This window comes from Nocardia albiluteola, assembly GCF_018860155.1.
Classification (GTDB): Bacteria; Actinomycetota; Actinomycetes; order Mycobacteriales; family Mycobacteriaceae; genus Nocardia; species Nocardia albiluteola.
This window is the reverse complement of the sequence record NZ_JAHKNI010000003.1, coordinates 578,472-602,334: the sequence shown is the minus strand read 5'-3', so window position 1 is coordinate 602,334 and position 23,863 is coordinate 578,472. Positions and strand designations below refer to the sequence as shown.

Here is a 23,863-nt window from a genome sequence, read left to right as displayed (position 1 = left end):
CCATGCTGCTGCACTCCCACCCGCATCACACCGAAGCAACGACTACAACGTCATGACCCGCAACATCTAGTCGCCGAGCTCAGCTATTTCGTTCATGACCTGCCGTAGGAAGGGGCGGGGTGGCCGCTCGAGATCCTCCGGGGCATCGAACAGGGTCTCCACGACCGGCCCGATCGCCAGGCAGCTGTCCACGGCCATTCGGACGAGCCCGAGTTCGGCGCACCGAGACAGTGCCGGAGCCAGGCACGCGATCGCCTCATCGGCTCGTCCGGCGGCGCGAAGGCAACTGCCGTACAGCAATTGAGCCTGCAATAAAGCGCGGGGGCGAGGTTGTGCATGGATTTCGGCGACGATCCGTTCGGCATCAGCGGCGGCCTGCTCGGCAGCGTCCGGTGACCCTTGCGACAGCAGTAGGCGAATGGCCGAGTCGTGGGTGAGTTCGGCTGTGACCGCGAGTGACTGGTTCGGTTGCCGGTGATACGCGGGCAGGTGCTCGAGCATGTGCCGGTCTTCATCGGTGATCGGGAGCGCCAGTCGTACCTGCTCGTTCACAATGCGAGCGGTCAGCCGTGGCAGGCCGATGTGCTGGGCCACCGTCATCCCCTCGTCCAACCGTTGTCGTGCGGCCTCGAGGTCGCCGCGCACTGCCGTCAGCCTGGCACCGGTCCCGTAGGTGGCGATCAGGAATTCCACGGCGCCTGACGCGACGCCGGGACCCGGCGCAAGCAGCTCGATGGCTTCGGTGTATTGACCTTTCTGGTAGAGCAATTCGCCGAGCAGGCCGCTGGCCAGCCACGTCGCGTGGGATTGACTGCCGGAATTCCGGGCGAGGGTGAGTGCGGAGCGGAAGAGCGCCTCGGCTCCGGCAATGTCGAGTTGTTCGGCGGCGGCTTGGCCTGCAATGCTGGCGCCGTAAACCACGCCGGCCGCGCCGTTGATGCAGGTCCGGTAGGGCTCGGCCCACGCATGCCAGCGGCGGGCCCCGGCGAAGTCGAAACGATAGAACGCGGCCGCGGCCGCGGTGGTGGCCGCGACGCTGGCGAAGAACGGTCGAACCGGCTGCTGCAGCCATGCCTCGGCGGCATCCGGGAAATCCTTGAACCGGTCCGTCACAAGGTATTCCGCGGCTCGCGTGATATCAGCCTGGATGCGCAGGTCTGCGGTCACGGGATCGTCCGGTGCTGCGGTGGTCAGTGCCGCGTCCGCGCGATCCAGCGCGGTCCGGGTGGCGGCGGGGCGCTGCAGCGAAATGTTGGCCCAGGCCACCGACAGTTGCAGCCGTGGATCGGCAACCGTGATCTCGGCGGGCAGCTTCTTCACCAGACCGAGGAAGGTTGCCATACGGGAATCTTCGATCAGCGCGTCGGCGTGTTCTTGAACCAGTTGTTTTGCCCGATCAGCGGCGCCGGCCGCGAGTGCATGATCCACGGCTTCGGTGAGCATTCCGTGCTCGGCAAACCAGGTCGACGCGGTCAGATGAAGTTGTTCGAGCAACCCGGGATGCTGCAGGATCAGTCTGCGGCGTAGGAAGTCCGCGAAGAGCGCGTGATACCGGAACCACTGTAGCTCGTCATCGAGGCTGCGCAGGAACAGGTCTCGGCGCCGCACCTCCTCGAGGTGTTCCTGCCCCGACTGCACTCCGGTCAGTGCCTGGGCGAGATCTCCGCAGACCGTGTCGGTGACCGCGGTCCGAATGACGAAGTCGAGCATCGTGGGCTCGAGAGCGCCGACAACGTTTTCCATCAGGTATTCGCCGATGGCGTAGTGCTGCCCCGAGATCTGATCGAGGTAGTCCCCGGGATTCTCCTTGCCGCGCAGCGACAGTGAGGCGAGCTGCAGCGCCGCCACCCAGCCCTCCGTGGACTCTCGTAGCCGGTCGATATCGCCGCCGGAAAGGTGCAGTTTGTTGACACCGACCAGGAAATCCGCCGCTTCCCCGGAATCGAAGCGCAGTGCGCTCTCGTCGATTTCCACCAACTCGTCCTGAACACTTATGCGCCCCAACGGAAGACCGGTGCGGGTGCGACTGGTGACGATCAATCGGAGGTGATGACACCCGTTGTCGAGCAGGAACTCCATCGCAGCGAGGGTCGCCGGACTGGTCACATGGTGCCAGTCGTCGATCACGACAGCGACGGTTTCCCCGCTGTCGTGGATCTCGTTGATCAGGGTCGTCATCACCTGCACCGCCGCGGCGCTGGAACGCTCCTCGAGAATCTGCGTCAGTTCGATCGCCAGTGCCGGACGAGCCTGCCGAATCGCCTCCACCAAGTGGCTCAAGAACCACACGACATTGTTGTCGTCCTCGGCGGTCACCAGCCAGGCGACGCGGATACCATCCGTCTCGAGGGCGTGCGCCCACTGTGCAGCCAGGGTGCTCTTGCCGAAACCGGCCGGGCCGTGAATGAGGACCAGCCGCCTGGATCGTCCGTCCCGCAAGGTCTCCAGCAATCGCGGGCGATCGACCAGGCGGCGCAGCATCGTCGGTGGACGGTATCGGGTCGACGGCGTCGACGGCGGGCGCAGCACGGCCACAGTCGATGTACCCGCGGGGCTCGGCTGGCCGTCGGACACCGTATCGACAGATCCGTCAGGCGCCGGGGCGGCCATCACATCCACGGGCAGCCCGCAGGAGAACTGCACGATGCGCAACCGCCCGCCGAAATCCCGGGCAGTGGCCGGCCGGTCAGCGGGGTCGGTGGCCATCGCGGCCTCGAGGACGGTGCACACCGTAGGCGGTACACCGGCCGATCGCAGATCCGGGACAGGTTCTGTCGTCATGCGCGCGAACTGCTCCACCATGGATTCACCAGCGCGGCGCTCGAACGCGGCGTGACCGGCGAGAGCAGCGAAAAGCGTCGCCCCCAACCCGTAGATATCCGAGGAAGCCGTCGGAGGCCGCCCACGCAGCACCTCAGGAGCGATATAGGCCGGGGTCCCCGCAATGAGGCCGGTCGCTGTCTCGAATACACCACCGAAGCACGCGATACCGAAGTCCGCCAGCTGCGGTTCACCATAGTCGGTGATCAGGACGTTGGCCGGATTTACGTCGCGGTGGATGACGCCGCAGGCGTGCGCGGTGGCCATCGCTCCCGCCAGCTTCACGCCCACCGACAGCACCTCCTGCCAGGGCAGTGGTCCGTCGGTGCGAATCCGTGCGGCAAGCGAGCCCCGCGCGTGGAGCGGCATCACCAGAAACGGCCGTCCCGTCGCGGTGATGTCGGTCGTCAGCACCTGCACGATGTTCGGATGAGTCGAGAACTTCCCGAGCGCACGTTGTTCGCGCAGGAATCTGGCTCGGTCCTGATCGTCGACCGCGGGGCCGAGAACCTTGACCGCAACGGCACGATCGAGTGCAGATTCGATACACCGATACACGATGCCGAAGGCACCTCGGCCAATCTCCTGAGCGTCGTTATACCCGACCGCAGCCAGCTCCGCCGCGATGCCTAACGTCAGGTCGCGTTGCGTCCCTTCGTCATTTCCCTCGGACACCGATCGCCAGTTTAATCACCGGCGCAGAGCACTTCGCGTCAGTGTCTCGGTCGGTGTGACTGCAATGACCAGCCACTGCACGGCGAGCCGCTACCCCCGTCCGACGAATTCGAGCATGAGCGCACCGAATCGGACGCTGAGATTGCGAATTTTCTCGACTACGGTGCGTCTACCGGTGAAGGCGCCAGGAAAACATCAGGTGCTGGCCGCGGTCACGGCAATGGAGCGCAAACTCCTCGCCGGCCGGCGCCGAACTGGCTGCTTCGAGGGCGGCTGAGCCACGCGCTCACCGAGGCCGGGCCGGCGCGGCCCGACTCCGACGAAGAAGAACCGGGGACGGACTGCCCCGCGCGGCGCGTGAGATGGCTATCGGATTGTCCAGCCACGTAAAGCGATCCGTCGTACAGCCCCTGGTGATCATGGTTTACTCGATTACGGGAGATCAGCTCTGCTGTCGTTCGACCGAGCGCTTGGAGGTGGGGAAGTGCCAGCGTCAGATTGGGTCTTGTCGGTGAGTTCCGGTGGTTTCGTTCATATCAGGCAGTACGACGGCACCCAGGATCAGAGCTTCGACATCGTCGCGCAGGCAGACGGATCCAAGGGCATCCGCCACAAGTACTACGGTGTCGCGCTGAGCGCTACCGCCGCAGGCGGGGTGAGTGTCAGGCCGTATAGCGGCCTGGCGGATCAGAGTTTTTCCTTCAATACCGCGCGCGACGGCCGGTTCATCCGCCTCTTCTACGACACGAGACACGGAGTGATGAAAGGCGGGATGCAATACACGCCGCCTCCTGTGCATCGCACGGTCGAGATCGTGCCGACACAGAGCATCATGGCTGAGGCCTGGGTCTTCGTCGATCAGGCTGATGGATCGACGGGCCTGCGCGTGTGGGAGTCCTAGCGGCAAAAGCGACGCGCACCGATTGTCACAGCTATCGGCACGTGCTCAGCGTGATTTTCCGCTGATCATGCGTCTGTCAGCTGCGCACAGAGGGCGTCGACGGTGTTGGTGGCACGGGCGAGCCCGAGATGATCGATATAGTCCCGCGACTCGACGATCAGCCCATCGCGGATCCGGAAGACGATGATGCCCGGCGCGGCCCAGCCGGCATCGCCGCGGTAAGTGAACTCGCCGACGACCACCTCGGGGTCGGCAGTCTGGTGGACGCGTACGTCCTCGACCCGGAAGCCCGCCAGGCCAGCCGACCCTGCCGTGGCGAAGTGCTGCCGGAGCGCTTCGCGGCTGAGCAACGGGGTGTCGCCGAGCGGGGCTAGCGGGTGTCGTACGTCGGTTTCTTCGGCGTAGAACTCGGCCAGCTTGTCGACCTGGCTGCGGTCACCGTTCTGCAGCCGGCAGGCGCCGTCGAGCATGGCGCGGAACGTCTCTTCGGGGGTTCGCATGGTGGTCACCCTTCTAATCGGAGTCTTCACTCCGGAGAATATACGGAGTCAATACTCCGGTTGCAAGAGTGGGTCACAGGTCCCACCGGAGCCAGGGATCCGGAAAGAGACAATGGCTGGATGCGAAGCGACGCGCAGGCGAATCGGGACCGGGTGCTGGCCGCAGCCGAAGAGGTCTTCGGCGAGTCCGGCAAAGCCGGTTCGACCGAGGAGGTCGCTCGCAGGGCCGGCGTCGGGATCGGCACCGTGTTCCGGCACTTCCCAACCAAGCAACTGCTGATCGAGGCCACGATTGTGCGGCACCTCATCCTGCTCACCGACACAGCGCGGGCGCGAGGCGAGGACAGTGACGCAGGGGCTGCTTTCCGGACGACGTTCCGGGAGATGGTCTCAGGCGCACCGGCGAAGCTCGCACTCATCGCGCTGCTGGAGGAGTCCGCTGATCCGGCGAGCGCCACTGATGAGGTGGAAGCTGCAGCCTCTGCGTTGCAGGACGCCGTCGAGGTGCTGCTGTCCCGGGGCCAGAAAGCCGGCGAGGTGCGCGCGGACGCAACGGCGGACGAGATCTACGTACTGATCAGGGCGCTGGCCAGCGCCCGGGGCGACCGGGCTGTCGTAGACAGGGCGGTCGACATGGTGCTGGACGGACTGTCGTCGCGGCGTTGCGTGTAGCCACCCTCTGCGGAGATGATCGCCCTACCGGCCTACCTTGACTGCCCCGGCAGTCCCTCGGAAGTGCCTACTGCCGGTGAGCGCCTCGACGAGGGACGGGACGCAGCGGGGTCGGCTCATGTTGGAGACGTCGGAACAGCGCGGGGTCGACGACGCCGAACTCCCCCGCGCGGCTGGCGCGCACGATACCGACCAGGAACCGGGCCTACTCCTCGGGTACGCCGTAGGAACCCATCATCACGACCTACTCCTCGCCGCCGACCGTGACCGCTCGTCCCCTACTCGCGGAACCTCTAAGTGCGGCCGCTGCCGTGGCCGCACTGTTGAACAATCGCCATGATGTGCAGGACCCGGTTGATTTTGCGGTTCCCGGTGCGAGAGAGCCGGTGCCGCTTGTGATCTCCCGAGGACACGTCCAAGGGCGCGGCGCCGTTCCGCGAGGCGAACCGATCGGGGGTGGCGCGCAGGCCTCCTCCGCGTCACGGCACTTCGAGGTTCGTCATTTTCGGGTGGCCGTGCACGGGTTGTGGGAACCTAGCCTGATGAACGTGCCGACGGATGCGTCCCAACAATCCGTGGCATCGAATTCCGTTGCACCGGTGGAGATCCAGGTGACCGAATCGGAGGTTCGAGGCGCTGAGGCCGCCGTCTTGGCGCGTTTGTGGGGTGCTGTGACCCGTGAGCCCATTCCAGGGATCGGCCGCCGTCACCAGGTTGGCGGGATGACCCGGGTGCGACTCGACGACGGACGGTGGCTTCATGGGCCGGCGGGGGCCGCCGCACCGCATGCGAAGGGGATCGCGGGTCTCGCGGTGTTCGTGGGGGAAGAACGTCTCGACCGCGCCGCTGACCTGCTGCGAGAGTTGCGATTACCGGTTCCGTTGGACCGAATCACGCGGTTGGCGTCCGAATTGGAGAACAGTGCGGCCAACCTGGCGTCCGCGCGGGCTGTTTCGAGGACGTCACCGCATCGCGGGGGCGCGCTGTCGTGGGTGTCTGCACGGTGCGCTGCCGATCCCGGGTTCGACGGTTCCGCCTATCTGGAACAGACTGTGGTGGAGGGCCATCCGACTCACCCGTGCTGTCGTAGCCGGAGCGGATTTTCTGCCTCCGACGTACGTGCCTACGCCCCGGAGCACCGTCCGATCGTCGATCTGGTCGTGGTCGAAGTCCCCGCGCCGCGTTGGCATACGGTGGGTGAGTGGCCCCGCCACCTCCGTGCAGGCGATCGGATTCTGGTGCCCATGCACCCGTGGCAGGTCGCCCGGCTCGATCTCACCGATTACGGGCTGCGTGCTCGTGCCGTCGGCATGCCCGCACGGCCGCTGATGTCGGTGCGCACGCTCGCGCCGATTGGCGGCGAGCTCCACGTCAAGACGGCGCTCACCGCCCAATTGACCAGTGCCATAAGGAATATCACGGCCGAGAACGTCCACAACGGGCCGCCCCTGAGCCGGTGGTTGTCGTGCCTGGATCTGCCCGGGATGACAGTGCTCTCCGAGCCCGCCGCGGGCGCACTGCGATCGGATACCGGACTCAGTGCGGATATCGCTGTGCTGTTGCGACGGCCGCCGCGCACCGGGCCGGGTGAGCTGGCTATCCCGGTCGGCGCGCTCGCGGCGGTCGATCCGCGCACCGGTATGCCCGTGCTGGCCGAAGCGCTTACCCTCGGATACGCCGACGACCCCACCGCGGCAGCACAATTTGTCACTACGGTGGCAGCCCTGGCCGCTCGTTGCCTGGGGGCGATGCTCGCCCGCTACGGCATCGCGCTGGAAGCACACGGCCAGAACCTGCTGGTCGTACTTCGGGACGGACGGCCCGTGCGCCTTATCTACCGCGATCTCGGCGGCATCCGGGTCGATACAGCAGTGGCCGCCCGCAACGGCGTACCCCGAACGCAGGGGTCCGTGCGATCTTCCGATCCGGATGAAACGCGTGCGACGTTGCTGTCGGCGTTCGTCGGCGGCACACTGGCCACGCTCATCACAGCCTGCGAGGACTGCGGGTTCGCATCGGATCGGCTGTGGGCCGCGGCAGCCGAGGTGCTGCGCAACACCTGGCCCGCAGGCCCAGAACACCAGGCGCTTTTCGCCGACAGGCTCCCGATGAAGGCGACCACGGCCATGCGACTGGCGGCGGATCCGGACGAATTCCTGTGGTGCAGCGTACGAAACCCGCTCGCGGATATATGAACGCTCTTCCCTCCCACGTCGTGCGGGCACTGCAATCACTTGACCACCCGGTGTGTGCGTATGTCTATGACACCGCACGGCTGCGGCAGCGGGTCGCCGAGATCCGTGCCGCCCTGCCCGCCGGTGCCGAGCTGTACTACGCCGTCAAGGCCAACAGTCACCCGGCCGTGCTCCAGACGCTGGCGCCGGTGACCGACGGCATGGACATCGCTTCCGGGGGTGAGATTCGCAAGGCCGCTGCAGCCGGGGCCCATCGGCTGGTGTTCTCCGGTCCCGGGAAGACCGATGCCGAACTCGCCGCCGCGGTCGCGGCCGGGGCGATGATAAACGTCGAGAGCCGACTCGAACTGCTGCGCCTCGCCGAACGAACGAACCCGAACACCGGGGACCCGGTACCGATCACGCTGCGCGTCAATCGCGCCGGCCCGCCACCACCGGGTACTCATCACATGACCGGTGCCCCTACGGCTTTCGGGATCGACGAGGAGTTGCTGCCACAGGTGGTTGCCACCGTGCGGCAACTGCCCGGCATCCGACTCGTCGGATTCCATCTGCATGCGGTCAGCAACAACCTCGACGCCGCAGCGCACGCGGAATTCGTCGCCACGGCGCTGGATTGGTCGAACGCCACTGCCACCCGCCTCGGGATCGATCTGGGGGTGGTGAACGTCGGCGGCGGCATGGGTATCGACTATCACGGCGGCGCCGACCTGGACCTGTCCGAGTTCGCCGCCCGGGTGCCACCGTTGCCCCCCGGTATCCGTGTGCTGTTCGAACTCGGACGCATGATCGCCGCCGATGCGGGCTGGTATGCCGCCGAGGTACTCGACCTCAAACGCACCCGCGGTCACTGGTACGCGATACTGCGCGGCGGAACACACCATTTCCGGCTCCCCGCAGCCTGGGGATACAGCCATCCGTTCACTGTGCTTCCGGTCCAGGAGTGGCCATACCTGTTCGCCAGGCCGGGCGTCATCGACGACATCATCACCGTCGCGGGCGAATTATGCACGCCTAGAGACATTCTGGCTCGCGACGCCTACGTTCGCCGACTGCGAGTGGGTGACATTCTCGTCTTCCCACGCGCAGGCGCATATGCCTGGGAGATCTCGCATCACGACTTCCTCAGCCATGATCAGCCGGACATGATCGTGTTCTAGGATCACGAAGTCGTTGGGAGTCGTTGCAGAGTTGGCCAGCCAATGGCTCGGAAACTCATGGATCAGCCTGGAGTCTCGTTCATGGCCGGGCAGAACCGCTCATGCATGGTGTCAGCTGAAAAATTCGGACAATGCCGCAGCCAGGGGTACAGGATCATCCGGATGGTGCCCCTGTCCGGCCAGCGTCACCAGGTGGGCATTCGGAAGCGTCGCGTGCAGCAGGTCGACGCTTTTCCTGCCATAGGAGTCGGTGTTTTCGCCGACGAGTAGCAGGGTTTGGGTATCGAGGCTCGACCAGCGACTCATATCGGGCTCCATCGCCGTTATGCATTCGAGGTCTGCGACCAGACCGGTGGCGCGGTAAGCGAGCATAGCGGCGATCGGTTCGAGTGTGCCGGGCTGAGGAGCCGAATCGCTGATCGCGCTGAAGAATTCGATGATCGCTTCCTCCGGCCGATTGCTGATCATCAGGTCTTGGATCTTGGCCAGTGGCGGTGCCAACACCGGCCCGGCAAGGGCCACAGGGGGTTCATAGAGCGCCAAACGTCGTACAACCGAAGAAGTTTCGCGCATCGCGTGCAATGCGACAAGACCGCCAATCGAGTGCCCGAAGATGAAAGCCGGCTCATCCAACACGGTGAGCACTGCGGCGAGGTCTGCTGCCTGCCTGGAGAATCCGGCCGGACGTGGGCCGGTTCCGCTAGGACCGTAATCCCGGCGTTCGACCAATACGACTCGGTACCGCGAGGCCAGCATATCGGCCAGGTCCTGATACATGTCCGTGGTGACCAGGGTGCCGTGGAGAACCACGAGTGGCGGCCCGTCCCCCTGCAGGTGAAAGACGATGCGGGTGCCATCCGCCGACTCGACGCTGTCCGTGGCTCTCAACATGCTATGACCATGTCAGAGCCCGCTTGCGCGCCTCTTGCACGCGTCGAGCAGTGTGGACACCACGCACCGTGCGGCACAACCGGGACCACGAGGAATCCACCTCTACCTGATCTGCGCTGTGGGCCTGTGATCACCGGCAGGTGCCGGGTGTTCCGCAGCGTTGTGCAGGGCGCACCAGTACCAACGACCAGGACTTTCGGCCCTCACGGTGCACCTGCACACGGAACGACACTAGAGGCCTCCTGCCGACGCAAGGCAGCACACGAGGCAACCAGCTCGCCACCAGAATCCGGGTGAAGATCATGAACGACCCGATGCTCACCTACTCCCTCGTCGCCTCCCCCCTTACGGGCTCCGGAACCGGCGGGCCGAAGAAGCTGGCCCTGACCGTCGAACCCGGCAAATCCAGCGCTGAGCAGCAGATCGCCTGCGAGGCAATCATGATCGCCGTTCCCATCGGGACCAGTGAACACGACCTCACCGATCACCCCGAAACCATAAAGATGAACCAGGCGGGTGGACTCGAGCCCCGGCATGGCGGCGGTTGGCTGCCCCAGGCACAGATGAACGACGCAAGCACCTACATGATCTATACCTGGAAGCCTCAGTTTCAGACAGGTCTGCTCGACGCCACCTGGAACCTCCGCCTCGAACTGAATCACATTCAAGTCAACGTCACCAGCACCGCTGTCGAGATCTTCATCGCGGAAGAAACCACTGCGAAATCATCCGGCGATGAGGCGACCTACAAGGTCACCCGAGGCGACCTGCAAACCGGCACCTTCCATCCGTCCGACATGCTATCGGTCTTCCAACCGTTGCCGTGACACTCGCCTCGATCCGCAATCCCCCGCAATCCGTCGCCGGGCGCGGTCAAGCGCGACTGTGTCGCACATTTTGGCAGCGGACTCGAATACCTTGGCCGGGTGCGTCCGGATGCAGTTGATGCGGCGCGGCGGACAGCAGCTGCTGTTCTATCGGTGGGATGGCTTCTTCTGCGCTCCGACTCGGGCGGTGTCGGGCGGTTCGGCGGCGGCGGGTTTGCGTATGCGGCTGATGATGAGCCCTGTCGCGGCGAGTGCACCGGTGATAGGCCAATCGACGGCACCGGCGATCGTGAGTGCGCCCAATCCGCCGTAGTAGAGGTAGCGGGTGGGGATGGCAAGGTTGACCGGGCCTGCCTTGACCCGGATGCCAGGGCCGGGAATCGCTACCTCGGCGCTGAGGTACGGCAGGTTGATCGTCGCGGCGGGCGCGGCGGGACGATCGGCCGATGCAGGAACGGATTCGGGTTCAGGCGCCGAGGCGGGCCGGTCGTTGCTGGTCGTTCTACTGCGGGAAGGCATGGTCGTGGTCCTGTCCGTGAGAACTACCGGATCATGTCACCACCGGTATGAACCGGATCCGGTGGTGCGAAACGAGTGGTTTGTTCATGGTCGCGCACGGGTGAGATGGCCGGCAAGCGTTCGGCTCGTTCGATCAACGCGTCGGTTCGTCGAGTGAACCAGGACGGTGCGAAGACCACTACAGCGGTGGTGGCGGTGACGGAGGCGAGCACTCCGCCCCAGGCCAATGGTCCCAGCGGGGTGCAGCCGAAGAAATGGCTGACTCCGGGAGTCTCGACGATCGCCACGAGCACCGCGGCGCTGCCGACGGCGGTGGCCATCACGAGCGGGTTTTCCTGTCGCAAGACCAGGGTCTGGGCAAGTTGAGCGCCGACCAGTGCGGTCAATCCCATTGTGGCAGAGCGCCGCCGAGTGCCCGGGGTCCACTGCCCGATCGCCCAGGCTGCGGTGGCCGCGGCCGCGGTGGCGGCTCCTCGACGGGCGATGGCCTGGATCAGTGGTCGTTCGAGTGAGGGAGCCGGGGCAGACAGCACCGACACCGCAGCAGTGGAGGCGCAGTCGGCTGCGGTCGGGTTCGAGTCATCGGCGCGCCCTGGTGGCGAGACCGCGATGGCGAGCGCGGGGAACATGTCGGTGAGCAGGTTGACCAGCAGGAGTTGGCGGGTGCTGATCGGAGCACCACCGCGACCGAGTGCGGTGCCGACAATGGTGAACGCGACCTCGCCCGCATTCCCGCCGAGCAGCAGTGTGAGGGCATCACGGACGCTGGCCCACATGTTCCGGCCTTCGACGAGGGCATCCAACAGGACAGTGAGGTTTTCGCCGGTCACCACGAGATCGGCGGCCTCCCGTGCGGGCGAGGACCCGCGCCCGGTCACTCCGACCCCGACATCGGCCATGCGGATGGCCGCAGCATCGTTGGCTCCGTCGCCGACCATGGCGACGACGCGGCCGGACCGTTGCAGCGCCGAGACCACCTGCACCTTCTGTTCAGGGCTGACCCGAGCGAAAACCTGGGCCGAGCCGGCGAGTGTCGAGCGTGCCTCCTCGTCGGCATCCGCGAGTTCGGCGCCGGTGACCACGCGCGCGTCGGCGGGAAAGCCGAGCTGGCGAGCGATTGCCCGAGCGGTGACCGGATGGTCGCCGGTGATCAGCGCAGTGGCGCGGCGCGCGGCCACCAGCTGTTCCAGGAGAGGGCGCGCCGAATCGCGGATGGTGTCGGCAAGTCCGACATAGCCGACAAGGGTCAGGTCGGTAGCCAGTGCATCGATCAGATCCGGATCGTCCACCTCCTCGTCGTGAACAACATCGGTCGTGCGCTGTGCGACAGCGAGCACTCGCAGGCCCTGATCGGCCAAGTGATGCACAAGGTCTTCGGCTGCGGCACGGTCGGGGCCGCCGATGTCGAACTTGCAGCGCGGCAACACCACCTCGGGCGCGCCTTTGAGGACCAGCTGCGCATGCGAAGCCGACTCGGTGCCGGCAGAAGCGATGATCGAGGCGGAGTAACCGCGGCTGGATTCGAAGGGAACCTCCGCGACGGTGATCGGTTCGGGACCTTCTTCGCCGACGCGTGCGGCGGCAGTGAGGATCGCCTCGTCAGTGGCATGGGCGTGCCCCTCACCGTGCTCCGGACGCGGACACGCCCGTGCCGCACAGCGCACCACCGCGGCGGCTCGCGGGTCGGTGATCTCCAGGTAGGGGCGATCAGCGGTGAAGCCGGGTGAGACCGCGGTCACGACCGCGAGCCGATTCAGTGTCAATGTTCCGGTCTTGTCGAAGCAGACCGTGTCGACTCGTCCGACGGCTTCGAGTGTGCGTGGGGTGCGGACGAGCACACCGAGGCGGGACAGGCGACGGGCGGCGGCCAGCTGCGCGAGGGTGGCCACCAGCGGCAGCCCCTCCGGGACCGCCGCCACCGCGATCGCGACCCCGTCGGCCACTGCCTGACGCAGCGTCCCCCGACGCGCGAGCGACAAACCACTCACCGCGGCACCCCCCGCCAAAGTCAGCGGCAGGACCTTGGCGGTGAGCTCGCGCAGCCGGTTCTGCACCCCCACGGCCACGGCCGCATCGGAGACCGCGGAGATGGCGCGGTGCGCGGCGGTGGCCGGCCCGGTAGCCACGACAATGGCGCGAGCGTGCCCGGCAATGATCGTGCTGCCTTCGAAAAGCATGCTCGCTCGGTCGGTAGCGTCGTTGGCCACCGCTTCGACCTGTTTGATCACCGGAACCGACTCCCCGGTCAGCGACGACTCGTCGACCTCCAGATCGTCGGCGACCAGCAACCGAGCATCGGCCGGGATCACTTCCGGTGCACGCAGATCGAGGACGTCGCCGGGGTGCAATCGGGTAGCCGGAACCACCGCGACACGACCCGAGTTACGCGCCGCGTGCAGCCGACGTGCCGCGGTCGCCACCGTGGGGACCACCACCCGCCGCACGGCCTGTTCTTGTTCGGCGAACAGCGCCTCGGTGGCCTTCTCGGCGCGCAGACGCTGGAGGCCCCCCACCGTCGCGTTCACGCTCATCACCCCGGCAACCAGCACCGCATCGATATTGCTGCCCAAGATCGCGGCCGCCGCCGCACCGACAGCCAGGATCGGAGTCAACGGATCGCTCAATTCACGACGGGTGGCATCGGCCAGCCTGACCAACAGTGCGGCAGGATGTCGAAGAGACTCTCCGGCACCGGTTTTCGACAGTTCGGACAGCACCCGGTACCACTGCGAGCTCACCGACGGCCGCGACGAGGGCATGGCGCCGGAAACTCGCGAATACACGATCTCGGGGTCGAGGGCATGCCACGCGGTCAGTGGTTGGGGTGGCGGGTCCGGCAGCCTCATGACCCGGTGAGCGGCCCACACGCCGGAAATCCAGGCGCTCGCGCCCGCAGCGTTGACCGGGCTGAGCCATTGCCCCAGACCGAGCCGACCGCGTCGACCGGTTTCTCCCGTGACCAGCAGTAATCCCGCCAGGGTGCTACCCGCCTTGGCCAACCGCACCGCGGATTCGGTGGCTCGGTGCGCAGCCGACAGAGCCGTGAGTACCCGCACCGCCGCGACCAGATCGATGCCGGCGATGATGTCGGCGGTCCAGGGCGTCGCCGCCGCGGGATCGTCCAACGCCAGCCCGATATCGGCGACAGCGAGCGCGGCCAGCGTGTCGATGGATATGAAGTCCGGGTGCAGCGCGGAGATCAACATGACCGGGCCGCGGTCGTCTCGCAAATCCCGCACGATGTCCAGCAGAGGAGTGCCCGGCTCGTATGCGGCCGCTACCGATGCGGCCAATTCTTCGGTGCCGCCTACGTGCCGCAACACCACTCGCGCGCCGCTGCGACGAGCCGTCTCCACCAACGGAATCGAATAGGGGTCCGGTTCCCAGCCGACCGCGAGGGTGGCCACCACCTGCCCGTCGACCAGCAGGTCGGCATGCTCGACTCCCGGAGCCGGTGTCGTGATGTCCGGTGGCTGATGCCAGTTCAAACTGGCACCCTCGGCGGGCAACTCGTCAGGGTCCGGCGGTGGAGCCTTCTCACCGTGCAGCAGCGCATCGGCAACCTCGTAGACCCGCTCGGCGTCCCACCCCGGTACGCGAACCTGGACATCGAGCACCGTGCGGGTGTCGCCACGCAACGCGGCACCATCGATGACGACCACCCGAACACGGTCGAGGCGCCGTAATGCGCCCGGGTCGAGGACCAGGAGCCCCGCCTTGGCCAGCCCCCGGCCCAGGGCCGCCGCGAACGCTTCCCTGCCCATATACGCCGCCTTGGGAACCCCGGCCAGCACCGCATCAGCGATATCGTCGACCGTGCCACCCGCCAGGAGAGCCCCCGCAGCCGCCACGAGCGAACCGTTGGCGGACTGGTCGGCGTAGTCCTCGACGACGCCGACCACTGCCGAGGCGGCGGCATCGACCGACACGTCAACGGTCGAGTCGACGACCACATGCGAGGCCTCTCCGGCCGCAGCGACCGCCCAACTGTGTCGCGGGCCGTCAGAGTCCTGCGCCGCCGAGATCACCGCCATCGCCGGGCACTGCGGCCGCTCGGCATTGGCAAGGCCCGGCTCACGCGTTCGCCAGGTCTGCCGATGAGCCAGCGCCTCGGAAATCTGCCCTGTGCGCTGCATCAGATCCAACAATGGGCTGCCCGGTGCCTGAGCGAGCCCATGAGTTGCCGCCGAGATCGCGTTCAACAGCAGATCGGTACCCACGCGCCCGAGCCGAGCCTCCAGCACAGCAACCACCCGGGGCTGATGCTTGATCACCGCCGCAGCGGCCTGCGCGGCACGCGGCGCACGAGGAAGTCTGCCCAGCCATCCGGCAACCGCCCCCGTCACCGCCATCACGTCCATCAGCGCCGCCACCGCCGGAACGATCAACGCCAGCGGATCCCCTGGATCAGCCGCCGGCACCACCGCCCTCATCGGCCGATTGCCCGCGCTCGCAACGGTCTCGGGTACGGCCGCGGCGACACGGAGGATCGCCCGGTGGATCTCATCGATGCCGGTGGTCTCCTCCCGCTCGATCACCAACCGACCGAGAACCCCTTCCACATGGGCCGAGACCACCCCCGGAACAGCCTCGACCGCACGCTCCAACTCCGCGGACCACTGCACCCACGCCGGAAACGGCAATACCGGATCGAGATCGATGTGCAGCCTACGTCCCGCCACCCACGCCACCAACGAGCCCGCCTCGGCCTCCCCGCCACCTGGCGAACCGCCGAAGACGATGCGCGCCGCCGTACGAATCGGACCGGACACCGGACCCACCAGCGCCTGCGCAGCCACCGCCGTCTCGGCTCCCGTGCGCGCAACCCGCGACACTACCGATACAGCGTGTCCAGCAAACTCACCGAAACCAATGCTCCGCATGCCTCGGGCTTCCCGGGTAATCGGTCGATGGATTTGCCTCAGTCTAGGCGGGCGACGAAAAAAGTCGCTCAGGCACCCATCATTGCGCGCGCCCCGCAACGACCACGCCGATCCGGAATGCACCATCCGAACAGCCCCGCACCGCACGCATTCACCAAGCTCAACACCGGAAAACATGCAGGCAGACTGCATTTTTTCGCAACTGGGCCACACTGTGGCCCTCGCCGTCCACACAACTCCCGTAACGGGATGAATGCGCACATAATGATGTGACAACCACCGAGAGGGCACACGAGCGAAGGGAGACGAACAGCGGTGACCGAAGCTTCGCATGCACGGCCCACTTGGCCGTGAGCACACCCGCTGCGAAGGTTGCGGGCACGTTGCCGTACCGCATGGTGACCACGTTGACTCGGCCACACGAGGTAGATGAAAGACCGGGCGGGGCAGGAAAGGATTGTAATGAGCGGTGATTTTGTGCCTCAAACGGACAATTCTCGGCAGATCTTCGATGTATTCGCTGAGATCGGCAAGCTGCCCGAGACGTCCGAGTCGATGCTGACCGACGTTTATTTCAGCGACTTTCCCGAGGCCAGCAGCCGGATCTTCCGGATCTACCGCACCCTTCCGTTGCATTACCACAACGACTGCGATGAACACCTGTACGTGGTCAGCGGCGAAGGGATATTTCATCTCGCCGGTACGGAAAGCCGCGCCGGTCCCGGGATGTTTCTTCGCTTCGCACGCACGCAGATCCACGGATTCCCGAGAATCACCACACATCCCTTCGTCGTGTTGTCCGTCGACGTGCCTCGGCGTCGCCCCGACGACATCGTGTTCGCCGATCCCGAATCCGGTGACGCCCGGAGTTTCATGGCGCGAAACAACGTGTAGGACAGAAGAAGACGCCGCCGGATCCGTGCAAATTCCGGTGCGGTGGAGCGGCCACCAGGACGTACTGAGCGACCTGCATGACGTGCCGCTCTCACACCTGGGCCTACGACCTCGCGCCAACGCCAACTGTCCAAACACGCACAACCACGTGCTCTGGCTGTGTCACATCAGCGCTTTGTTCTACCGGTTCCAAGTCTTCCCACAGAACGAGTCCCGGACTTACGTCCTTCAGGAACTCTTCCACGATCACCGCCAGCGACACAGCAGCTTCCACTGGTGCTCGGAATGGCAGCTGATCCGGTGGCAACGACGTGGTCGAACACCGCAGCTGCCCAGCCTGAGCGTCGTGCCACACATAGAACGTCGCTGGCCCCTCATATCCAAGAGAGCGGATCCGCTCACGCAGGACCGACGCACACTCCTCGAATGCGGCGACAACGTCGTGAACCGACAACGAGCCGCGTTCGTCGACCGAAGTCGACAACGACCACGTGTTCTCCCGAACTTCCGCGTCGCCGGCGGTCGGGTCGATGAGCAACGGCTCGTCTGCGACCTCGCGGATCCATGTCAGCAGCACGACGTCAGCATGTCAGAGCAGACCGTGCGAAGCGCACACCGTTTACCGGCACTCCCGAACGATCGTGACCAGTGAAGGCATTCCGACAGTTCAAATATCCGACGTCACCATCCCAGTTGTTGCGTCACCCTTACCCACCCAGGGAAGAGACCAGTTCATGACTACTCCCAGTGCGCCGCGGCGGCGCGGCATGACCGAGCAGGCCGCGACCGCGTCCATCGATCAGGCGTGTCGGATGTTGCGGCTGCCCACGATTCGTCAGCAGTTCGGCGAGATCGCCGGTACCGCCGAACGCGAGCCAGATGTCGTATCGGGCGTTCGTCGCCGAGCTGCTGCTGGCCGAGTGCGACGATCGTGCCCGCCGCCGATCCGAGCGCCGGATCCGCGCGGCCGGGTTCCCGCGCGATAAGTCGTTGCGCGCGTTCGATTTCGACGCCAACCCCAGCATCGACGCCGCGCTCATCCACACCTATGGCCCTCGACAGGCGTGGCGCTGGCTGTGTCAACCTGATTTGGCTCCGGGTGACGGCTTGTGTTGGCCCCGCTTTCGAGAAGTTCAGTCGCTGGATCCCCAGTATTGGTAAGGCTTGCGGGGCGAGTCCGGGGACGATGCTGGACATGTCGAGCATCCTCACTCCCACGCGCTGGGCTGGCATCGTCGGCCGGACGGGCATGTTGATCGGTCGCACGGTGAAGACGGGCGGAAATGGGCAGGACCGGGAAGAACATGGGTCTCCGTCCACACATGCGCATGGTGCGGGTCGGGTGGGCGATCTGGTCGGGACAAGAGGCCGATTGGTGCAGGCCTTCGCCATCAGCATTGCGCTGTCGGGGCTGATCGTCGGCTGCGGGGCGGATGCTGACCGGTCGCCGCGTCCGGCGCAGATCGTGTTCGCTGGCGACGGGTACTCGATCTTCGTGATGAATCCCGACGGCACCGGGGTCACCCGGATCGGCGACGGCGCCTGTCCGAGCTTTGCCCGTGACGGCTCGAAAATCGTCGTCGGTGGGTACACGGTCACGGCCATGGATCCCGACGGCAGCAACGTCAGGAAACTCAACGACGGGGGGTACACGTGGTACACCTACCCGACGTTCTCTCCCGACGGCACCAAGATCGCGTTCACGCGTGGTCGTGCCGTCTCCGTGATGAACGCCGATGGCAGCGAGCTGAAGCAACTCGGCGTGATCCCCGATCCCGTCCCGACTGACCTCCCCGTCATCGTCCTTCCCGGCGTTAGCGTCCCTGTTCCGTCCGGTCGCGTCGAGGACCCTGACAGCGAGGGCTCGACGGATCGTCCCGCATTCTCACCGGACGGTTCGAAGATCCTGGTCGCCAGATCCGGAGCTATCTGGGTGATGGCATCGGATGGAACCGGTGCGAGGCAACTGCTGCCGGGCGATCCGAATGACAATTCCGATCCGGTCTTCACCCCGGACGGAGCCGGGATCGTCTTCGCCAGCGACCGCGCTCACAATGGCCGGTCCGGGATCTACGTGATGGATATCGATGGTCACAACATCCGGCTGCTCAACGACGACGGCTGGGGCCCGTCGTTCTCGCCGGGAGGCACGAAGATCCTCTACACCCGCGCCGCCCGCGATCCGGAGTCCACACAAGGAGTCGAGTTCCGGGAGCTCTGGGTGATGAACAGCGACGGCAGCAACCCACACCGTCTCACCGATCCGAAACAATCTGTGCAGCGGGCTGGTTGCGGCAGTTGGGGCAAAGGACCCGATGTGTGATCGAGGGACCGAAATCCACCGACCGGTGGTTACAGACCGACATCGCAACCGGGCCACCGAAGCCGTGGTGGCGAGGACGTTTTCGGCGTTCGTCGGTTCCGATGGTTATTCGCTCGAGGGTTTGCGTGCTGATTTGGATCGGTTCGTGGGGGTGTTGGGGGTCGGTGCCGGTGGTCGTGGGGAGGGGGTTGTGGTCGAGGAGTTTTGACTCGGTCGCGTTTTGGCGTGTTGTGTTTTGGAGTGGGCGAGTCGGTAGCTGTCGGTGTCGGTTTGGATGATGGTTCTCCTCGATCGCCGGTTTGAACGCATCCAGCTTCGGAGCCTGCCGCACCGGCACCTTCCGCGCTGGAGGTTCCGCTGTCGCCAACGCTTGGCGCACCGTGCGCCGATGCACCTGATGTCGGCGAGCCAGCTCACGAATAGAAAGACCCTCGACACGCGCATCACGCCGAGTGGCAGCAAACAGCTCCACCCGAGGCTCCATCCCGGACCCCTTCCACCAGCTCGAAAACGACCATGTCGAAAACGAGCTTGGGGTGGGGCCAAATCAAACCGTCACAACCCACCCGGCGCTCCGCAAAAGGGGCCACATCAGGCCGTCACAGTCATGGCGCCGAGAGCTGCTGTTCCAGGTTCTGACCGAGAGGGAGGAAAAGAGCAGCGTCGCCATCGCATCCAACGAGTCGTTCGGCGGCTGGACGAAAACCTTCACCGACCCGCTGTCGTGCTCGGCCATTGTCGATCGATTGACCTTCGGCGGGCAGATCATCGAGACCGGCACCCAAAGCTACCGCCTGATCCGCACCGCGCAAGTCACCGGGCACACCAAACCAGCGAAGGGCACCGCGCAGCAGCCGACGCACTAACCCAAGCCCTGATCACCCGCCACGATGTCCAGGTGACGCCAATATTCGTCTGGACTTACCTGCTCACACCATGATTCGGGGTCATCCGGATGTCCCAGGACAGCAGCATCCGAATCGGTGATGCCACCGAACTCGCCGAACTGCTCCCGTTCATCAACGAGCGGCTCGCCACCGACCAAGACGCCCGCATCTGCCTGGACCGCTTCGCCGGGCGCGTCTACGCCGCGCAATCCCTGCGCGCTGACCTCTACCGCTTCACGGCCGTCATGCTCACCAATGCCACCGAAACCGGCCGGGAACCCTACTCTGGCGTCGAGTACTGACCGGCACCGCCCCCGGCGGGCCGACAGGTCAGCTATCCAGTCTCGCTGATTCCTCTCACATGCTCGAGGCATCGTCGTTACTAGTTGCCGCACAAGCTGATTAATCCCGCACGGCAACGACGCCTCGAAATCAACGAGATTGACCGCCCTGACCGTCTCACAACGTTGAGGCACCGCAGCTCACTTCCCAGCGCTGCCTCATGATCAACGAGGACAGCAAGCTCAGCACCTTCATTGTCAATTCATGTTGACATCGACTGGATGTCAACATAAATTGACATGTGTGCTCGATGCGAAGGAGATAGTCATGAAGTGGCGGGGTGTCAACTACGACGTCGGTATCGAGTTCGGAGATCGCTACCACTCACGGCCGGTGTTCGATCCCGATATCGCCCGACGAGAGCTGGAGATCATCCACAACGACCTGCACTGCAATGCCGTCCGTATCTCGGGCACCGACCCCGACCGATTGACGGTGGCGGCCCAACATGCCCTCGATTTGGGGCTGGAGGTCTGGCTGTCGCCTCATCTGATCGATCGCCCCCCGCAGCAGACTCTGGACTACATCGTGCGGTGCGCCCGCGTCGCCCAGAGCTTGCGACAACGCCGCGACGCTGTGGTGTTCGTTCTCGCTTGCGAGCTGACGCTATTCATGAAGGGGATCATCAAGGGCAGCACCGTGATGGATCGGACCCGCAACCCGGTCACGCTGGGCTTGAGGCTCAAGATCCTCAAAACGCACAACAAGCCGCTCAATGCGTTCCTCACCCGGACGTGCGCGGCGGTCCGGGAAGTCTTCGACGGCCCGATCACCTACGCGGCGATCCCCATCGAGGCAGTCGACTGGACTCTGTTCGACATCATCGGCGTCGACTATTACCGGGCCAAACGCAATCGAGCGACCTACGGCGAGTCGCTCACCCCCTTGTTCTCCTACGACAAGCCGGTCGTGATCACCGAGGTCGGTCTCTGCGCCTACCGGGGAGCCGAGGACAAAGGCCCGCACGGTTTCATGATTGTCGAAGACACGCCGAGCCCGCCAGGGCTACAACTGAACGGCGACTATGTCCGCGACGAATCGCTGCAAGCACGCGAACTGACCGACATGCTGGCCATCCTCGACAAAGCCGGAGCCCATGGCACGTTCGTGTTCACCTTCGTCACACCCGCCCTGCCGCACAGCCTCCAACCGCGCGGGGACCTCGACCTGGCCGGCTACGGCCTCGTGACAAGCTACTCCGACCACAACGGTGACAGCTATCCCGGCCTCCCCTGGGAACCGAAGGAATCGTTCCACGCCGTCGCAGACTTCTACCGAACGCTCGACGACGAAGCACCCGGGAATCACTGACCGGGCTCGGGAGTCGAATAAACCGGGCCTGACCCGCGCGAGCAAGATCCACTGTCATAAAGCAAGATTCGCTCTGCACAAATCGCCACCCGGGACGCCGAATGACGCCCAAATTCACCTGGAATCGCTGCCGGAATTCACCCGCCTAGCCACTCGTCACGACAAGTTCCCCTGCCGGGCTCATGCGAAGCAACTTGCCCGGACCGAATCATCCACGGACGCAAGGGACTCGAGCGCCGTGCCGCAGAGTTACGTGCCGAGAAGCCGGACTGGGTCTTCCGGCCCGCAGGCACAGCGTCGGAGCTCGATGACATCGGTCACCTCGGATTCGGGTACGGCCCTGCCGGCCAACCACCGGTCATCAGTGGCATGGATATCGCCCGGACCAGGGACGGCGTCATCATCGAGCTCTACACCATCGTCACCGAGATCCGTCAGTTGTCCTAGCCTGTACACCGGGCAGGTGTACAGGCTGACCGACCGGCGGCCGGACCGGCCAGGTGCGAGCAGAGGGCCGGTCAGCCGGGCGAGGGGACCGTGCTGTGGACGCGGGCGATGAAGGTGGCGAAATCGGCCATGAACCCGGTGAGGAACCGCTTCGTCGAGTCGTCGAGGACATCGCCGTCCGGAGTGAAGACGTCGGGGTGGAACTGGATGTAGGCCTCCGGGGAGGTCATCTGCGGGGAGTTGCAGTAACCGAGGACGCTGCGCAGACTGAGCTGAGCAATCGCGGTGCCGAGCTTGCCCGGAGAGGCTCCGATGACCGCGGACGGCTTGAGCGTGAACGAGTTGTCGCCCCACGGGCGGCTGCCCCAGTCGATGGCGTTCTTGAGCACCCCCGGGATCGAGCGGTTGGATTCCGGCGTCACGAAGAGCACGGCGTCGACGGCGGTGATGGCCGCCTTGAGTGCCCGGCCCTGCGGCGGGTAGTCGACATCGTAGTCTCGGTTGTACAGCGGCAGATCCTTGATCGGAATCTCGGTGAACGTCAATTGCGGTGGCGCCAGCCGGATCAGGGCCTTGGACAGGGTCCGGTTGATGGATTCCTTGGACAGACTGCCGACGATGTAGCCGACCGTGTAGGTTCTCACGCGTTGCCTCCTCACCAGAGGTTTCCTGTGCTGTACGGGCCGCTTGGCGTCGTCACCAGTTCGCCGGCAGGTGTCCGATCCGCCATCGCCGGAACCGCGGCATTGTGGCCAAATCGAACAGTGTCCAGAGCGGCTCGGCTATGTCGAGGTGCCCCCAGTCCTGCCCCGGAGCATCCGTTGGCGCGAAAAGAAGTTCGCTTGCCCAGTGCAGCCGTATCGGGCCATCGGGCGAGCGTTTGAAGACGGTCAGCAACGGCACAGGCTGGCCGTCGGCGCCGTCGCCGCCGATGGCCAAATTGCCACCCGAACCGTCGAAATGGGGTGTCGTCGCGTCCCACATGTCGATCAGCGCAGTGCACGATGGACACGGACCTTCGTCGGCGGGTAATTCCGAGAAGATACCCACTGTCGGTTTCGGCCGATCATCCCTCGGATGGCGCGGGAACATGTAGTGATAAAGCATCAATGTGTCGCTGTCGCCGAACAGTTCGGACATACGCACCGTCGTGGCATTGCCGTCGTCGCCGATTCGATCGAACACATAATCTTCGGGGACCTCGCCGCCGGGCGGTAGTGTTGTCCGTTGCGCCGCGACGGCCTCCATCAGCCGCTGCAGATCGAACTCCCGTTGCAGCAGCACGTCACGCGCTTCGCGATACTCCAACGACTCGTTCGGAAAAGCTGTCGACATACGGACCTCCTCGATCGGCATGTCATCGACCTCACCCTGTGTTGGATATTACTCGGTCGTGCCGGGTGGCATTTTCGAAGCGCACACGGTCGGCCACTGGGCGGTAGGCGTCGCGTCCGTCGCCGAGGCTGCCAAGTCGAGTTTGCCCCGGATCGACGGCTCCCAGCCACTGCGGCATTGCATCAGCTGCGAACAGTTGGTTGCCTTGTTGTTGCTGGCGGGTGATCCTAGTAGGTGGCAATTGCCACATTCGCCATTGTCGGTCGTGGAGGAGTACCCAA

Annotated in this window: 16 protein-coding genes and 4 pseudogenes; 11 read left to right on the top strand and 9 right to left on the bottom strand. The window is 65.2% G+C overall.

What is annotated here, in order from left to right; all coding sequences use genetic code 11:
- Positions 1-66 precede the first annotated feature (66 nt).
- On the bottom strand, positions 67-3,495 hold the full coding sequence (locus KO481_RS12465) for a serine/threonine-protein kinase (protein WP_215917195.1): 3,429 nt from the start codon (positions 3,493-3,495) through the stop codon (positions 67-69).
- A gap of 511 nt (positions 3,496-4,006) precedes the next feature.
- On the opposite strand from KO481_RS12465, the gene KO481_RS12460 reads away from it, so the two are divergent.
- Complete coding sequence (locus tag KO481_RS12460) at positions 4,007-4,396, top strand: RICIN domain-containing protein (RefSeq protein WP_215917194.1); 390 nt, start codon at positions 4,007-4,009, stop codon at positions 4,394-4,396.
- A gap of 65 nt (positions 4,397-4,461) precedes the next feature.
- Here KO481_RS12460 and KO481_RS12455 read toward each other — a convergent pair whose 3' ends face one another.
- Complete coding sequence (locus KO481_RS12455; RefSeq protein ID WP_245400860.1) at positions 4,462-4,896, bottom strand: nuclear transport factor 2 family protein; 435 nt, start codon at positions 4,894-4,896, stop codon at positions 4,462-4,464.
- Positions 4,897-5,016: 120 nt separating this feature from the next.
- Between KO481_RS12455 and KO481_RS12450 the strand changes: the two genes are divergently transcribed.
- The 3 genes from KO481_RS12450 to KO481_RS12435 all read left to right on the top strand — a co-directional run bounded on the left by KO481_RS12450 (position 5,017) and on the right by KO481_RS12435 (position 8,923).
- Positions 5,017-5,568 (top strand): TetR/AcrR family transcriptional regulator, encoded by a 552-nt coding sequence (locus KO481_RS12450; protein ID WP_215917192.1) that lies wholly within the window; start codon positions 5,017-5,019, stop codon positions 5,566-5,568.
- 263 nt (positions 5,569-5,831) lie between these two features.
- Positions 5,832-7,763 (top strand): IucA/IucC family protein, encoded by a 1,932-nt coding sequence (locus tag KO481_RS12440; RefSeq protein ID WP_443677993.1) that lies wholly within the window; start codon positions 5,832-5,834, stop codon positions 7,761-7,763.
- Positions 7,760-8,923 carry an alanine racemase gene (locus KO481_RS12435; protein ID WP_215917189.1) on the top strand — a complete coding sequence of 388 codons (1,164 nt, stop codon included), beginning with the start codon at positions 7,760-7,762 and terminating at the stop codon, positions 8,921-8,923. The genes KO481_RS12440 and KO481_RS12435 overlap by 4 nt, the downstream gene beginning before the upstream one ends.
- Positions 8,924-9,034: 111 nt before the next feature.
- Here KO481_RS12435 and KO481_RS12430 read toward each other — a convergent pair whose 3' ends face one another.
- Positions 9,035-9,814: an alpha/beta fold hydrolase gene (locus KO481_RS12430; protein WP_215917188.1), complete on the bottom strand. Its 780-nt coding sequence runs from the start codon at positions 9,812-9,814 to the stop codon at positions 9,035-9,037.
- Between the two features lie 302 nt (positions 9,815-10,116).
- Between KO481_RS12430 and KO481_RS12425 the strand changes: the two genes are divergently transcribed.
- A complete protein-coding gene (locus KO481_RS12425; protein WP_215917187.1) occupies positions 10,117-10,641 on the top strand; it encodes a hypothetical protein in 525 nt (174 codons plus the stop codon).
- A 147-nt stretch (positions 10,642-10,788) separates the two neighbouring features.
- On the opposite strand, the gene KO481_RS12420 is transcribed toward KO481_RS12425, so the two are convergent.
- The gene (locus tag KO481_RS12420; RefSeq protein WP_215917186.1) at positions 10,789-11,160 is read right to left on the bottom strand and encodes a hypothetical protein; all 372 of its coding nucleotides are present in this window, start codon (positions 11,158-11,160) and stop codon (positions 10,789-10,791) included.
- A gap of 158 nt (positions 11,161-11,318) precedes the next feature.
- Positions 11,319-16,043, bottom strand: a pseudogene (locus KO481_RS12415) (cation-translocating P-type ATPase); the annotation flags it as partial.
- A 429-nt stretch (positions 16,044-16,472) separates the two neighbouring features.
- Between KO481_RS12415 and KO481_RS12410 the strand changes: the two are divergent.
- Positions 16,473-16,937 (top strand): cupin domain-containing protein, encoded by a 465-nt coding sequence (locus tag KO481_RS12410; protein WP_215917184.1) that lies wholly within the window; start codon positions 16,473-16,475, stop codon positions 16,935-16,937.
- Positions 16,938-17,040: 103 nt separating this feature from the next.
- Here the strand turns inward: KO481_RS12410 and KO481_RS12405 are convergent, their stop codons facing one another.
- Positions 17,041-17,514, bottom strand: coding sequence for a hypothetical protein (locus KO481_RS12405; protein WP_215917183.1), 474 nt, complete (start codon positions 17,512-17,514; stop codon positions 17,041-17,043).
- A 157-nt stretch (positions 17,515-17,671) separates the two neighbouring features.
- Here KO481_RS12405 and KO481_RS12400 point away from each other — a divergent pair.
- Both KO481_RS12400 and KO481_RS12395 read left to right on the top strand, forming a co-directional pair.
- Positions 17,672-17,984: pseudogene (locus KO481_RS12400) on the top strand (ATP-binding protein); the annotation flags it as partial.
- A gap of 148 nt (positions 17,985-18,132) precedes the next feature.
- Positions 18,133-19,260, top strand: coding sequence for a TolB family protein (locus KO481_RS12395; RefSeq protein WP_215917182.1), 1,128 nt, complete (start codon positions 18,133-18,135; stop codon positions 19,258-19,260).
- 289 nt (positions 19,261-19,549) lie between these two features.
- On the opposite strand, the pseudogene KO481_RS42940 reads toward KO481_RS12395, so the two are convergent.
- Positions 19,550-19,744, bottom strand: a pseudogene (locus tag KO481_RS42940) (IS21 family transposase); the annotation flags it as partial.
- 133 nt (positions 19,745-19,877) lie between these two features.
- Between KO481_RS42940 and KO481_RS12390 the strand changes: the two are divergent.
- From KO481_RS12390 to KO481_RS12380, 3 genes and pseudogenes are all read left to right on the top strand, one after another.
- Positions 19,878-20,126 (top strand): annotated as a pseudogene (locus KO481_RS12390) (ATP-binding protein); the annotation flags it as partial.
- Positions 20,127-20,215: 89 nt separating this feature from the next.
- On the top strand, positions 20,216-20,449 hold the full coding sequence (locus KO481_RS12385; protein ID WP_215917181.1) for a hypothetical protein: 234 nt from the start codon (positions 20,216-20,218) through the stop codon (positions 20,447-20,449).
- Between the two features lie 283 nt (positions 20,450-20,732).
- Entirely contained in the window at positions 20,733-21,800 is a 1,068-nt protein-coding gene (locus KO481_RS12380) for a glycoside hydrolase family 113 protein (protein ID WP_215917180.1), read from the top strand.
- Between the two features lie 518 nt (positions 21,801-22,318).
- Here KO481_RS12380 and KO481_RS12375 read toward each other — a convergent pair.
- Positions 22,319-22,891 carry an NADPH-dependent FMN reductase gene (locus KO481_RS12375; RefSeq protein WP_215917179.1) on the bottom strand — a complete coding sequence of 191 codons (573 nt, stop codon included), beginning with the start codon at positions 22,889-22,891 and terminating at the stop codon, positions 22,319-22,321.
- A gap of 52 nt (positions 22,892-22,943) precedes the next feature.
- Positions 22,944-23,603: a DUF899 family protein gene (locus tag KO481_RS12370; RefSeq protein ID WP_215917178.1), complete on the bottom strand. Its 660-nt coding sequence runs from the start codon at positions 23,601-23,603 to the stop codon at positions 22,944-22,946.
- Between the last annotated feature and the right edge of the window lie 260 nt (positions 23,604-23,863).

Bases quoted from the DNA above. Each gene is read 5' to 3' on its own strand.
- KO481_RS12455 (WP_245400860.1), bottom strand. From the start codon at position 4,896: ATGCGAACCCCCGAAGAGACGTTCCGCGCCATGCTCGACGGCGCCTGC.
- KO481_RS12450 (WP_215917192.1), top strand. From the start codon at position 5,017: ATGCGAAGCGACGCGCAGGCGAATCGGGACCGGGTGCTGGCCGCAGCC.
- KO481_RS12435 (WP_215917189.1), top strand. From the start codon at position 7,760: ATGAACGCTCTTCCCTCCCACGTCGTGCGGGCACTGCAATCACTTGAC.
- KO481_RS12430 (WP_215917188.1), bottom strand. From the start codon at position 9,814: ATGTTGAGAGCCACGGACAGCGTCGAGTCGGCGGATGGCACCCGCATC.
- KO481_RS12425 (WP_215917187.1), top strand. From the start codon at position 10,117: ATGAACGACCCGATGCTCACCTACTCCCTCGTCGCCTCCCCCCTTACG.
- KO481_RS12420 (WP_215917186.1), bottom strand. From the start codon at position 11,160: ATGCCTTCCCGCAGTAGAACGACCAGCAACGACCGGCCCGCCTCGGCG.
- KO481_RS12410 (WP_215917184.1), top strand. From the start codon at position 16,473: ATGAAAGACCGGGCGGGGCAGGAAAGGATTGTAATGAGCGGTGATTTT.
- KO481_RS12395 (WP_215917182.1), top strand. From the start codon at position 18,133: ATGTCGAGCATCCTCACTCCCACGCGCTGGGCTGGCATCGTCGGCCGG.
- KO481_RS12385 (WP_215917181.1), top strand. From the start codon at position 20,216: ATGTCCCAGGACAGCAGCATCCGAATCGGTGATGCCACCGAACTCGCC.
- KO481_RS12370 (WP_215917178.1), bottom strand. From the start codon at position 23,603: ATGCCGATCGAGGAGGTCCGTATGTCGACAGCTTTTCCGAACGAGTCG.